The sequence below is a fragment of the Neobacillus sp. NPDC093127 genome (assembly GCF_044754175.1).
GTDB lineage: Bacteria > Bacillota > Bacilli > Bacillales > Cytobacillaceae > Neobacillus.
On the sequence record NZ_JBIVOP010000017.1, the window covers coordinates 1 to 13,612 of the forward strand.

Consider the following 13,612-nt stretch of genomic DNA (forward strand, 5'->3'; position numbering starts at 1 on the left):
TGACTGATACTAATCGTTCGAGGACTTAACCATTTTTAAAAGCGAACTCGTTTTTACTTAAACTTCTTCTGCATTATCTAGTTTTGAGGGAATGATACCTCAAATGAATATAGTCTGGCAGTAATGGCGAGAAGGTCACACCCGTTCCCATACCGAACACGGAAGTTAAGCTTTTCAGCGCCGATGGTAGTTGGGGCATGCGCCCCTGTGAGAGTAGGACGCTGCCGGGCTGTTTCTTTAAAACTATTTGTAACAGGAAAATCACGTTGTATTTTGGCGGTGTAGCTCAGCTGGCTAGAGCGTACGGTTCATACCCGTAAGGTCGGGGGTTCGATCCCCTCCGCCGCTACCAAAATTGATCTTTTTTTAAAATATTGGAGGAATACCCAAGTTTGGCTGAAGGGATCGGTCTTGAAAACCGACAGGCGGGTAACACCGCGCGGGGGTTCGAATCCCTCTTCCTCCTCCAGTTTTATTTATTCTTTAATATGTGGAGGGGTAGCGAAGTGGCTAAACGCGGCGGACTGTAAATCCGCTCCCTCCGGGTTCGGCGGTTCGAATCCGTCCCCCTCCACCATTTTAGGGGCATAGTTTAAAGGTAGAACTAAGGTCTCCAAAACCTTCAGTGTGGGTTCGATTCCTACTGCCCCTGCCAAATATACGCAAATTTTGATTTCATAGTTCAGGCTATGGGATTTTTTTGTTTTAAGGACCAACTGCAGGAAAATTTCATTTACAAATACCTAAGGAAAATCCCGCCATTGCAGGCGGGATTTTTTTTGCACTGGAATTTTTAAAATAGTTTGCTAATTTGTCAAAAAAAAATAAAAGTAATTGTTTCGGATTTTGTTTAAATGTAATATACTATATAATAATAAGTATAGCACATTTATTTTAAACACTAATAAATATAGCATATTAAACCGAAACGAGGGGGTGATAATGATTAAACTTACAGAACGGCAGGATAAAATCCTCCAAATTGTTAAGAAAAATGGACCAATAACCGGACAAGAAATTGCAGAAAAGCTTTCTTTAACAAGAGCTGCGCTGAGACCAGACCTCGCGATTTTAACCATGTCAGGCAAATTAGATGCCAGACCGCGCGTTGGTTATTTTTTCAATGAAAATTATGAAGTTAAGCGTCAAGCTGAAAAGTTTCTCCATCAAAAGGTTATCGATTATAAGGCACATCCAATTGTCGTCGATAAATCAACCGCCGTTTATGATGCGATTGTCCAGTTGTTTTTAGAGGATGTCGGTACGCTTTACGCAGTAGATTCTAGGGGCCATTTAGCCGGGGTAGTCTCACGTAAGGATTTGCTCAGGGCATCACTAGGAAATAAAAATCTCCATGAATTACCTGTTAGTGTCATTATGACGAGGATGCCTAATATTTTCACCATCCAGCCTGATGCAACCTTGCTCGAAGCAGCGAAGAAAATGATTGATAATCATATTGACTCCCTGCCTGTTGTGAAGGAAGTGGAGGAGCAGGAGAATACATATTTGCTGTTAGGACGGATCACGAAAACCACGATCACACGCGCTTATTTAGAAATTATGGAAAGATGAGACGAAGAGGAGCTGCTGCCATTTTGGTACAGAAAGAAGTTGTTTATGTTATATCTGATTCGGTTGGGGAAACTGCTGAGTTTGTCGTAAAAGCAGTCGCCACTCAATTTAACGGCGGCCAAGTTGACATTCGCCGAAATTCATATGTGGAAGATATTGAAGATATTGAAGATGTCATTCTATTGGCAAAAAAGGAACACTCCATCATTGCCTATACAATTGTTATTCCCGCTTTAAAGGATTACTTAGATAGAAGAGCACTAGAGGAAGGGATATTAGCAGTCGACCTGCTAAGTCCCTTAATGAATGCTTTCGTCACTAAGTTTAACAAGCCGCCCCATCATCGTCCAGGATTAATGAGAAAACTAGATGAAGAATATTTTCGTAAAATCGAAGCAATCGAATTTGCTGTTAAGTATGATGATGGCCGCGATCCAAGAGGGATTACCAAGGCAGATATTGTTTTAGTAGGAGTATCAAGGACGTCTAAAACACCGTTGTCAATGTACTTAGCACATAAACGCTTTAAGGTAGCGAATGTCCCGTTGGTTCCAGAGGTGCCGCCGCCGGATGAATTATTCGAAATCCCAAGGAAAAATTGTATTGGCTTAATCATTTCGCCTGATAAATTAAACGAAATTCGTAAGGAACGCTTAAAGGCATTAGGATTAGCCTCACAGGCAAATTATGCAAGCTTTGAGCGCATTCTAGAGGAACTTGACCATGCTGAAAAAATTATGAAGCGTGTTGGCTGTCCGGTCATAGATGTCTCAAATAAGGCAATAGAAGAGACGGCTGGGTTAATTTTAGACATATTGAAAAAAGAGAGGAGCTTTTGATAATGGATAAATTGGTCTATTTATTTCACGAAGGTCATGGAGATATGAAAGAACTGCTAGGGGGAAAGGGTGCTAACTTAGCAGAAATGACGCGAATCGGCCTCCCGGTCCCTTATGGATTTACGATTACTACACAGGCATGTAATGCTTACTATGAAGCTAGCAAAACAATCCCTGCTCTAGTAGAGAAACAAACCTTAGAAGCGCTTACCAGTTTAGAAGAAAAAATGGGCAAGAAACTAGGTGATCCGCAAAATCCATTACTTGTCTCTGTCCGTTCTGGTTCTGTGTTCTCCATGCCTGGAATGATGGATACGATTTTAAACCTTGGAATGAATGATGAAACCGTGGCCGGCTTGGCTAATTTAACAAATAACCCGCGGTTTGCATATGATTCCTACCGCCGTTTTATTCAAATGTTCAGTAATGTCGTTCTTGAAATTGATACCTATTATTTTGAGCAATTTTTAGAAGAAACACGTGAACATAAAGGCTATTCCTCTGACCCGGAAATGAGTGCGGCGGATTGGCAAGAGGTGATCATTGGCTACAAAGCAATTGTTAAAAAGCACACAAGAAAAGAGTTCCCGCAGGATCCGAATGAGCAGCTTTTCCTTGCGATTAATGCTGTCTTTAATTCTTGGAATAATCAGCGTGCGATTGTTTACCGCCGCCTGAATAAGATTCCCGACCACCTAGGTACTGCCGTTAACATTCAAAGCATGGTATTCGGAAATATGGGAAATGATTCCGGCACTGGCGTTGCCTTCACGCGAAATCCTTCGACGGGCGAGCACGTTCTTTACGGTGAATACTTAATCAATGCTCAAGGGGAAGATGTAGTTGCAGGGATTCGCACGCCGCAGCCAATCGCCGCCTTGAAGGATGAAATGCCGGATGTATACCAGCAATTTGCCGATACTTGCAAACGGCTCGAGCAACATTACCTAGAAATGCAGGACATTGAGTTTACGGTGGAACGCGGTCAGCTGTTTATCCTGCAAACTCGTAATGGCAAACGCACAGCGCAAGCGGCCATCCGCATTGCCGTTGAAATGGTCGAAGCAGGAATTATTGATAAAAAGACCGCACTGTTACGTGTGGATCCGGATCAATTAAATCAATTGCTGCACCGCCGCATTGATGACTCGTTTGAAAAAAGAATTTTGGCAAAAGGCTTGCCGGCATCACCGGGCGCTGCGACAGGTCAAGTCGTCTTTGACGCGGATGAAGCGGAGCTTTTAGCCACTGAAGGCAAAAAAGTGATTCTTGTTAGGCCGGAAACAACACCGGATGATATTCACGGCATTGTTGCTTCGCAAGCTATTTTGACTAGCCGCGGCGGTATGACCAGCCATGCAGCTGTTGTCGCGCGCGGGATGGGAAAAGCATGTATTTGCGGATGTGAAGCCGTTAAGATTGATTTAAAAGCAAAACAATTTGCTGTTGGTGACACGGTTGTTAACTATGGTGAAATCATCACACTTGATGGTTCTACTGGTGAAATCATGCTAGGGGAAATTCCGATGATTGATCCAGAGCTTTCGGATGAGTTCCAGCTGTTGCTTGCATGGGCAGACCAAGAACGGAAATTAGGTGTCCGTGCTAATGCCGATAATCCGGAAGATGCAAAAAAGGCGTTTGAATTTGGTGCCGGCGGTGTAGGGTTGTGCCGGACTGAACATATGTTTATGGATTTAAAACGAATTCCGATTGTCCAAAAAATGATTCTTGCGGAAAATTATCCGGAAAGAATGAAAGCACTTGGAGAGCTTTTACCGATGCAGCAGGGTGATTTTGAAGGGATTTTTGAAGCAATGCAAGGATTCCCGGTAACGATTCGGTTATTAGACCCGCCGCTTCATGAATTTATGCCAGATAAAGAAGAACTTTTAGTGGACGTAACGAAACTGCAAATCTTAGATCCAGAGTCAGCGGAATTGAAGAAAAAAGAGCAATTGCTGAAAAAGGTTCGCCAATTAGATGAGTTTAATCCAATGCTTGGCCATCGCGGCTGCCGTCTGGGCATGATTTACCCTGAAATCTACGAAATGCAGGCGAAGGCGATTTTCTATGCCGCGGCAAAATTAGCGGAAAAGGGAATAGATGTACAGCCGGAGATCATGATTCCACTTGTTGGCCATGTGAATGAATTGAAACAAATGCGTCAGTTGGTTATTGATGTGGCTGTACTTGTCCAGGAAGAAACGGGTAAAAGGATAGAGTACACGGTCGGAACCATGATTGAAATTCCTCGTGCCGCCCTAACAGCGGATCAGATTGCTGAGGAAGCTGATTTCTTCTCTTTTGGAACGAATGATTTAACACAAACAACGTTTGGCTACAGCCGTGATGATGCGGAGGGCAAATTCCTGCAAGCATATATCGAAAATAAAGTGCTTCCTGAAAATCCATTTGCGGTGCTTGATCAAGAGGGTGTTGGTAAGCTAGTAGAAACAGGTGTGAAACTTGGCCGCACGGCAAAGCCTACCTTAAAAACAGGTATTTGCGGTGAACATGGCGGAGAAAAGAGCTCAATTGATTTCTGTTACAGAACGGGCTTAGATTATGTCAGCTGCTCACCATACCGAGTGCCGCTTGCTCGTTTGGCTGCAGCACAGGCAACGATTCGCCATGAGCAAAAGAAAGAAGAGGTTTATACAACAGCTTAATTTCTTAGTAGGGGACGGTACTAAAAAGGTGCCGTCCTCTTTTTTAATGGTAAATTTCGATTCGCAAATAAAACCATTTTTCCGCCGAATTTTTAGCGATAAAGGTAAAACGCGTTTAGCCTTTCGTCGGATTAGCTTCCAAATTTCTGCTTATACTATAAAAAAGTGAAAAAGGGGACTCAAAATGGGGGCTATTGAACGCAGCGGATATCGGTTTGTACCGGAATACAGTGTCATTCAACAAAACGGGGCTGTCCACGTCTACAACAAAGATCAATTTATCGAAGAAATAAAATTTCAGTTTTCAGGAAAATTTCCTGAACTAGACCAAATCGAAGACCTAGTAGACCAATATTGCAATCAACATGATATTTAAGACCGAATACTTGTTCGGTCTTTTGCTTTGTGATAGAATAAAGTCAAGAAAATTTGAAAAGGAGGGACGTTCATGAGTAAATTAATAACCATTTACCCTCAAGCGATCGAGCATACAAAAACGAAAATATATGAAGATATTGACCGGTATTTAGAAACGAAAGAATCGCTGCCAAGCTTTGAACAATACATAGTCGACCGGAGCCATTACATTGAACAAATTTGGGTGAATGTTTGGCTGAATAAAGCGACGAACGATGTTCCCAAAAATGAAAAAAAACAATTTTTAAGCGAAAAAGGGTTTGAAGTACAAGGCGTGGACCGAAAATTACTGAATAAGCTTTTCCGCGATGAAATGCGGACGTATCAGCCCTTCGATACAATGGGATGGATAAAGGAAACTTTCGCAGGATATGAAGAAAATTGGGGAAAACGGTATGTTGATGCAAAGAATCACTTATTAAAGCGCGAAGAACAGAAGCAGCTTGAGGAACAGAAGCAAGCAATTAGGAGCGAAATTGAAGATACTGCTGTTGGTATTTTGGAAGAACAATATGACCTTTTCTATTTATATGTACGTCACTTCGTTGCCCAACAACTAGCGGCCGACTTGCAAAATAATATTAAGTTTCAAGCGGTCGATCCCATTGCCCTTGAGGAGAAATTAGTGGATCAGGGTGCCTTTAATCCTTCTGCTTATACAACGGTGTCCGCTTTTTTTGAAGAACTAACAGGTGATATTCATAAAACACTAAACTGGGGCCGGAGCACCTATGAATATCAAACCTATTTCTTTGTCTATGAAAGCTTAATTTCTGATTACATGTCAGAACTAATACCAGAGAAAGTATTAGCGGAACTGCCACCAGAGCTTAAAGATATGTTTGTAAAAACCTTTAATGAAAAATTATCGCCTTCTTTTGTAAAGGGCAGCATTGCTCAGCTTCTTTATGATGTTGAGGGGTTCATGATAGAGGATATTCAAGCAGAATATCTTTCTGACTTAATTAGTTTAGCTGAAATCCCATTTGATCCGATGGTGCATAAAGCTATTTTCGAAAAGGATTTAGATGAGCGGGAAAGAAAACAAAGAGAAGAGCATGCTGAAATTAAGCGAAAAAAAGAAGCAGAAGAACGGATGATGAAAGACATATTTGGTGCGGAGTACGACCCTTCCTTACAACGCCATGTTCGCTTTTGTCTTCACATTGGCGAAACGAATACAGGAAAAACGCACCACGCTCTTGAAAAAATGAAGGCAGCAGCCAGCGGCCTGTATTTGGCACCGCTGCGGCTATTAGCCCTTGAAGTTTATGATAAGTTAAATGCAGAAGGCACACCTTGCTCGTTGAAAACGGGTGAAGAGGAAAAAATCGTCCCTAATGCTGCCCATATCTCCTGTACGGTAGAAATGTTCCATGAAAAAGAGGTTTATGATGTGGTGGTCATTGATGAAGCACAGATGATCACCGATAAGGACCGCGGCTTTTCCTGGTATAAGGCAATCACGAAGGCGAATGCTGAAGAAGTACATATTATTGGCAGCAAAAATTCGAAAACGATGCTGCTCGAGCTTTTAGGTGATTCAACTATCGAAATTCACGAGTACAGCCGTGACACTCCGCTTGAGGTCGAAACGAAAGAATTTCATATAAAGCATATTAAAAAAGGAGATGCCCTGATTTGTTTTTCCAGAAGACGTGTGCTTGAGACTGCATCAAGGCTGCAAAATGACGGCCATTCTGTAAGCATGATTTACGGCAGCATGCCCCCGGAAACGCGGAAAAAGCAGATCGAGCAGTTTAATAAAGGAAAGACAAAGGTCATTGTCGCGACCGATGCGATTGGAATGGGCTTAAACCTGCCGATTCACCGGATTGTTTTTCTAGAAAATGAAAAATTCGATGGAACCCGCAGGCGTCTCTTAACCTCCCAAGAAGTAAAGCAAATTGCCGGTCGTGCCGGTCGTAAAGGGATTTATGATATCGGAAAAGTTGCCTTTACAAGTGATATCAAAAAAATGCGGAATTTGCTTGTGCAGGTGGATGAACCTGTTCATACATTTTCGATTGCCCCTACCAATTCTGTTTTTGAACGGTTTCAACGCTATTACCGTGATTTAGGAACCTTTTTTGAGTTATGGGGAAAATTTGAAAGTCCGAAGGGAACAAAAAAGGCCTCGCTTTCAGAGGAGAAGTCTCTATATCAATTAATTGCCGGAACAGAAATTGAAGCACGGATGCCGTTAATGGATTTATATGGCTTTTTACACCTGCCTTTTTCGAAAAATGAGCCAGTATTAACGAGGCAATGAGAAGAAACGATGTATAGCATCATTCAGGAAAAAGAACTGCCTGAACCGATTGTAAAAGACCGGAGCTTGGAAGAATTGGAACTGAGCTATAAAGCCGTTGGACTTCATCTCTTATTTTTATACCGATTAGGGGAACGAACGGAAGCGATTTATTGGGAACGGCTCCGGGAGGAAATCAGCGATCAGGTCCAGGAGCGGTTAAAGACCGACATTAAAAAATTTGTTAAGAAATGCAAGACCTGCGGCAAAAAACTGCCATGGGATCATCCATTCCCAACTTGTGAATCGTGCTATCGGGAAAAGCATAGAAGGTATCGGTATGATGAGTATGATTTTTAAAAGACTGCATGAACCTTGGATTTTCTATACATCCAAATTCATGTAATTATGGTAAAATAGGTCTTAAAAATCTTCTCCCAATGAAAGTGAAGTGAAAATGATGCAGTTATCATTAACCGTTAGGGGACAAGGAGCCGAAGCAGTTTCCTATTTAGCGGCTAAAAACCCCAACAATTTATATGAACGCGATGAAAAGGGATTAACAGTCCGTCTTGTCTATACCGCTTTTTCAAGCGAAGAAGTCCAGTTTCTACTTTATGTAAAGACTGACCCGATAAACTTAGTAAAAAATTCACCAGATTATTATGATATTACCCATTATATCAATGATCGTGAGTTTGCTGCCAGCAGCATCTTTGTTTCCGCCATTCGGAAGGCATTGGGGACAGCATTAAATGGAAAACCGAATGAAGAATATACGGCATGGGTCGGGCACCCATTTGAAATGGAATTTATCTTCGGCCCGATTGCCTCTGATTTGCGTGACTCAGAGCTTGAAGCGTTATTCACGCCAATGGGATATAAAGTGGAAATTGAGAGCGGGAAGAGCTTCATCCGGGAAAAGAGTTCGGCTAGATTCATTACTTTAAAGGGGAACCAAACCATTCAGAACGCCTTAAAGCATGTTTCAATCTTAATTCCGGTTATTGATAACTATAAACATTATTTTATCGATGAAAGAGAAATCGAGAAGTTTGACCGTTACGGGGAAGGATGGCTCGAGAATCACCCCTTAAAAGCCTTGATTGTAAAACGATCTTTACGTTTCCAAAACATGATTTCGCAATCAAAATTCTTTGAAAAAGTGGCAAAAACTGAAGAGATGAATGTGGCCCCAAAGGTTCGGTTAAATGACCTGCGCTATGAAGCGATTTTAAACTATATCGAGGCATTACCAAAAAGAGAAACCATTGTTGACCTTGGTGCAGGTGAAGGGAAATTATCGGTTCAACTCGGGTTTATTGAAGGAGTTAAAGAGATTCTTTCCGTGGAGCCGGCTAACAAATCGAGGTTGCGGGCAATGGAGAGATTCGAGCAAGCAAAGGGAAAACGTGGTTTCATCGAGCCCATTTCTATTGCAGGTTCGTTATTTTATTATGATGAGCGGCTTAACAACAAGGATGTCATGGTTTTATGTGAAGTGATTGAGCATATCGATGAATACCGTTTAGCGCCAATATTCGAAACTATTTTTAAAGATTATCGGCCAAGGGTGCTAATTGTAACCACTCCGAATCAAGAATACAATGTTGTCTATGAAATGGATGATGCAATGCGCCACAGCGATCATCGTTTTGAGTGGACAAGGGATGAATTTCGCCAAAAAGTTCAAGAATGGACAAAGGGTTACCCTTATCAAGTGAGCTTTCAAGGGATTGGTGAAGAACATCAACCATACGGACATCCAACGCAAATGGCTATTTTCAGAAGGGAGCAGGAATAATGGTGACCATAAATTTGCCTCATGCGGGTATCGTATTACTCGTGGGCCCTTCTAATTCTGGTAAAACAACATTATTAAATCAATTAATTCAAGAAAAGCAAATTCTTGCATCTGAAGTGGTAAGCTCCGACCAATTTAGGATTCTGGTTAGTGATGTTGAATTTATTAACTGGAATCAGCGTTCAAAGCTTGAAGCGGATGCCCTTTTTGATGAATACCAACAAATTTCGAAAGAAGCATTTGAAGCGATGGACTATTTAGTCGCTAAACGCTGTCGCCTCAATAAATTAACCTTCATTGATGCTACTCATTTACGTGATAATGAACGGGAGAAATATCTGCAAATGGCCAAGAAGTATCATGTTCCGGCGATTGCAATTGTGCTTAATTTGCCAGAAACGGAATTACTTAGACGCGACTTAGTACGCGATTCACCGCGAGGAAAGAACCGAATCAGGCAGCAATACCAACATTTCAAAAAGACGCTGCGCTTCATCAAAAAGGAAGATTTTCGCCGCTGCTACGTTTTTGGGGAAGAAGAATTGCAGGTATTAAATGTGAACCGACTTGAAAATCCATTATTAATTGACGTTGGCAAAGGCATTGATTTTATCGGAGATATCCACGGCTGCTATGAAGAGTTTATTGAGCTATTGAGGAAGCTTGGATATGAAGAATCCGAAGCAGGTTATTTTGTCCATCCTGAAGGGCGAAAAATTCTTTCACTTGGTGACGTCATGAGCAGGGGACCACGTTCTTTGGAGACGCTGAAATTTTTCCAAAAGCATGTTGCAGCAGGAAACGCCTATATGATTGACAGCAATCATGGCTGGAAAATTGCCCGCTGGCTTGATGGCAAGAATGTTAAACTTGCCCATGGTGATGAAAATGTCGCGGCTGAGTTTGACGAGTACGAAAGAACATTCGGTAAAGAGGAGACACTGCGTTTCAAGGACCAGGTAAAAGACATGCTGTTAGAGGCGAAATCACATTACATTATCCGGAAGAATGGTGTCAATGCTGCTGTTGCCGTTCACGCGGGAATAAAGGACTATTATATTGGCAAGCAATCGCCGCGTATTTCCGACTTTTGCCGCTACGGGGATTCGGATGGCCTCGACGAAAATGGAAAACCAATTCGAAAAGACTGGACGCTGGCACATAAATCTAATGCCCTTATTCTTTGGGGACATGATCCGAAACCGCAGCCATTATTGGTCAACAACACGCTTAATATTGATCAAGGAGTTGTGTTTGGCGGCAGTTTAACGGCCTATCGTTTTCCGGAAAGGCAATTTATTTCGGTTAAAGCGAAAGTGGATTATGCAAATGTGGCGGACAATCCTCTGAAGGAATGGGAACGGAAAAGGCTCTCGGCGCCTAATTTGGCAAAATTCATCGAGGGTTATTCCGTGTTAACCGAACAGTATGGGGAGATTTCCATTTATGCGGATGGCGCGAAGTCAGCGTTGGATGATCTTTCCCATTTCACGCTGCCGCTTGAGGAAATTGTCTATCTGCCGCCGACAATGAGTCCGACCCCGAAATCTTCGAAATTAGACGGGTACCTGGAGCATCCATTAGAAGCGTTTGAATACTATCAAGCTAATGGCGTGGAGAGGATGGTTGTTGAGAAAAAGCATATGGGCAGCCGTGGGATTTTGTTTCTTTTTAAAAACAAGGAAGCAGCAAAACAGTATATTGGCAGGGAATCATTAGGTGCGATTTACTCGAGGACTGGCCGCGCCTTTTTTCAAAAAGAACTGGAGGAACGAATAGTACATGTATTAAATGCAGACCTCAGTGGTTATTTTGAAAAATACAACACTGATTTTGTCCTGCTGGATGCGGAAATACTTCCATGGAATTTGAAAGCAAAAGAGCTAATCATGAATCAATATGCCCATGTCGGTGAAATGGCGCTGTTTGATCGGAGTAAATTGCGGGATCAACTGAAAAAGGCCCGCGAAAATGGAAAAGATGTGGCAAGCTGGATAGAGGAAACGGATGAAAAGATTGCCAATGCCACGGTTTTTAATGAAGTGTACCAAAAATATTGTTGGGAAACGGAAGGGCTGGAAGGAATACAAATTGCCCCTTTCCATACATTAGCCCACAGTACAGAGACATTTTTCACTCAACCGCATACATGGCATATGGAGAAAAATAAAGAGTTTAGCGGGTTATCGGATTTGTTTGTCGAAACGGAATACCAGGTTGTTGATGATGAGGAATCGATGAATGCAGCAATCCAGTGGTGGGAAGAAATGACCGAGGACGGCCATGAAGGCTTTGTTGTCAAACCTGAAACGTATGTTGCACGGCATAATGGCAAGCTTCTTCAGCCGGCAATTAAAGTAAGAGGCCGGAAGTATTTGCATATTATCTATGGAATAGATTATCTTCAACCGGAGAACTTGTCCCGGTTGAAGCAGCGAAATGCCGGCAAGAAACAGCGCAATGCCTTGAAGGAGTTTTCCTTAGGGGTTGAATCAGTGAATCGCTTTGTTAGACGAGAGTCGTTAGAGCGGTACCATGAATGTGTGCTCGGGGTTTTGGCGTTAGAAGCCGAACCGATTGATCCACGACTATAGAAATTTTTAAAACGAACTTGTCTGCCGGCAAGTTTGTTTTTTTACTGCAAGGTCCAAGTATATTAACTTCGTTCGCCCATATGATGGATAGAAAGGAGTGTGAGAGGTTTATGGCAGTTCATGTGGTAAAGAAGGGCGAGAACTTGGGGACAATTTCAACGATGTATGGAGTTTCAATTCAAACAATTGTAGAGATGAATGGGTTACTATCTGCAAATTCACTGGTCCCAGGACTTGCATTATTCCTTCCTGATACCTTGCTGCCAATCCGTCCTTTTCAAATAAAAGCCGGCGATCAAATTTGGCAGCTGGCACAACAATTCAATATTGACATTCCAACCATCTTAACGGCAAATCCCGGCATTGATCCGAAAAAACTTTTTATCGGCCAAATCATCAATATTCCTTCATCATTAAAATTAGAAATAGCCACACTCGGGTTTTTAGTTCCCTCGTCTGAAAGTGCAAACCTTGCAACGATAGATAATCTAGCGGGGCAGCTGACGTTTTTAGCAGTTGTCGCTTATTCGTTTACTGAGGAAGGATTTGCATTTAATGTGATAGAGGATGCACCCCTTGTTTCAAGATGCAATCAACTGAACATCACTCCGTTATTAATGATACGAAATATTGCCGGAAATGATTTTAGTGCGGAATTGGCAGGGCGAGTACTCCAAAATCCAACCTATCGTGGAAATTTGATAGCTAGTTTGGTGAATTTAACAAGAACTAGGGGTTTTGGCGGTGTCAGCATCGACCTTGAATTTATACCGCCGGCACAACGCCATGATTTTATTTCCTTTCTAACAGATTTAAAGAATGCGTTAGGCGAGCTTATCCTGCATGTGAATGTTCATGCGAAAACAGCGGATATTCCAACTAATCGAATCATCGGTGCTTACGATTATGCATCGATTGGCAGTGTGGTAGATCTCGTTGCCGTGATGACCATGGATTACGGCTATCCCGGAGGTCCGCCAGATCCGATTGCCACGATTACGTGGATAGAACAAGTTATCCGCTATTCAATCACCCAAATCAGTCCGCAAAAGCTGCAAATTGCAATGCCGCTTTATGGGTATGATAAGGTTGTTCCTACGAAAGCTGCCCATGCCCTATCGGTGCTTGCTGCTCAAAATATGGCTATTTCCACCGGTTCGACGATTGAATTTGACAACACGGCTAAATCGCCGTGGTATAGGTATTGGCATGGAGTAGAGGAGCACGTTGTCTGGTTTGAAGATATTCGTAGTTTTATAGAAAAATATCGGCTCATCGATCTCTACCAATTGGCAGGCACAACCTTTTGGCAAATCAGCCTGCCGGCACCGCAAAATTGGGCTTACCTTAATAAAAACCTTCAAGTGGTCAAGAATAGAATTTAGAAATTACATTCAATTTATCAAATATGAAGTGGAAAAGTTCTAAGGAAGGCTGGATTTAGATTGATTAAAAAGGTT

The 13,612-nt window shown here is 42.2% G+C and carries 9 protein-coding genes, 4 tRNA genes and 1 rRNA gene; all 14 read left to right on the forward strand.

What is annotated here, in order from left to right; translation table 11 throughout:
* Window positions 1-113 precede the first annotated feature (113 nt).
* The 14 genes from rrf (at window position 114) to ACIQCO_RS20625 (ending at window position 13,537) form a co-directional block, all read left to right on the forward strand.
* Window positions 114-230: ribosomal RNA gene (rrf, locus tag ACIQCO_RS20560) — 5S ribosomal RNA — on the forward strand.
* A 45-nt stretch (window positions 231-275) separates the two neighbouring features.
* Window positions 276-352 (forward strand) — tRNA-Met (locus ACIQCO_RS20565).
* A gap of 24 nt (window positions 353-376) precedes the next feature.
* Window positions 377-469 (forward strand) — tRNA-Ser (locus tag ACIQCO_RS20570).
* Window positions 470-492: 23 nt separating this feature from the next.
* Window positions 493-577: transfer RNA gene (locus ACIQCO_RS20575), tRNA-Tyr, on the forward strand.
* Between the two features lie 4 nt (window positions 578-581).
* Window positions 582-655: transfer RNA gene (locus ACIQCO_RS20580), tRNA-Trp, on the forward strand.
* Window positions 656-942: 287 nt separating this feature from the next.
* Window positions 943-1,575, forward strand: coding sequence for a transcriptional regulator CcpN (gene ccpN, locus ACIQCO_RS20585; RefSeq protein WP_400431893.1), 633 nt, complete (start codon window positions 943-945; stop codon window positions 1,573-1,575).
* Between the two features lie 23 nt (window positions 1,576-1,598).
* On the forward strand, window positions 1,599-2,414 hold the full coding sequence (locus ACIQCO_RS20590) for a pyruvate, water dikinase regulatory protein (RefSeq protein ID WP_400431895.1): 816 nt from the start codon (window positions 1,599-1,601) through the stop codon (window positions 2,412-2,414).
* A 2-nt stretch (window positions 2,415-2,416) separates the two neighbouring features.
* Window positions 2,417-5,086, forward strand: a complete 2,670-nt coding sequence (ppdK, locus tag ACIQCO_RS20595; protein ID WP_400431898.1) for a pyruvate, phosphate dikinase — start codon at window positions 2,417-2,419, stop codon at window positions 5,084-5,086.
* 184 nt (window positions 5,087-5,270) lie between these two features.
* Window positions 5,271-5,462 carry a YbxH family protein gene (locus ACIQCO_RS20600; RefSeq protein ID WP_066088470.1) on the forward strand — a complete coding sequence of 64 codons (192 nt, stop codon included), beginning with the start codon at window positions 5,271-5,273 and terminating at the stop codon, window positions 5,460-5,462.
* 72 nt (window positions 5,463-5,534) lie between these two features.
* On the forward strand, window positions 5,535-7,775 hold the full coding sequence (locus ACIQCO_RS20605; protein ID WP_400431901.1) for a DEAD/DEAH box helicase: 2,241 nt from the start codon (window positions 5,535-5,537) through the stop codon (window positions 7,773-7,775).
* 9 nt (window positions 7,776-7,784) lie between these two features.
* Window positions 7,785-8,114 (forward strand): hypothetical protein, encoded by a 330-nt coding sequence (locus ACIQCO_RS20610; protein WP_400431904.1) that lies wholly within the window; start codon window positions 7,785-7,787, stop codon window positions 8,112-8,114.
* A gap of 97 nt (window positions 8,115-8,211) precedes the next feature.
* A complete protein-coding gene (locus tag ACIQCO_RS20615; RefSeq protein ID WP_400431907.1) occupies window positions 8,212-9,558 on the forward strand; it encodes a 3' terminal RNA ribose 2'-O-methyltransferase Hen1 in 1,347 nt (448 codons plus the stop codon).
* Complete coding sequence (locus ACIQCO_RS20620; protein WP_400431910.1) at window positions 9,558-12,152, forward strand: polynucleotide kinase-phosphatase; 2,595 nt, start codon at window positions 9,558-9,560, stop codon at window positions 12,150-12,152. Before ACIQCO_RS20615 ends, ACIQCO_RS20620 begins: the two co-directional genes overlap by 1 nt.
* A 110-nt stretch (window positions 12,153-12,262) precedes the next feature.
* Entirely contained in the window at window positions 12,263-13,537 is a 1,275-nt protein-coding gene (locus tag ACIQCO_RS20625; protein ID WP_400431913.1) for a LysM peptidoglycan-binding domain-containing protein, read from the forward strand.
* The last annotated feature ends 75 nt before the right edge of the window (window positions 13,538-13,612 follow it).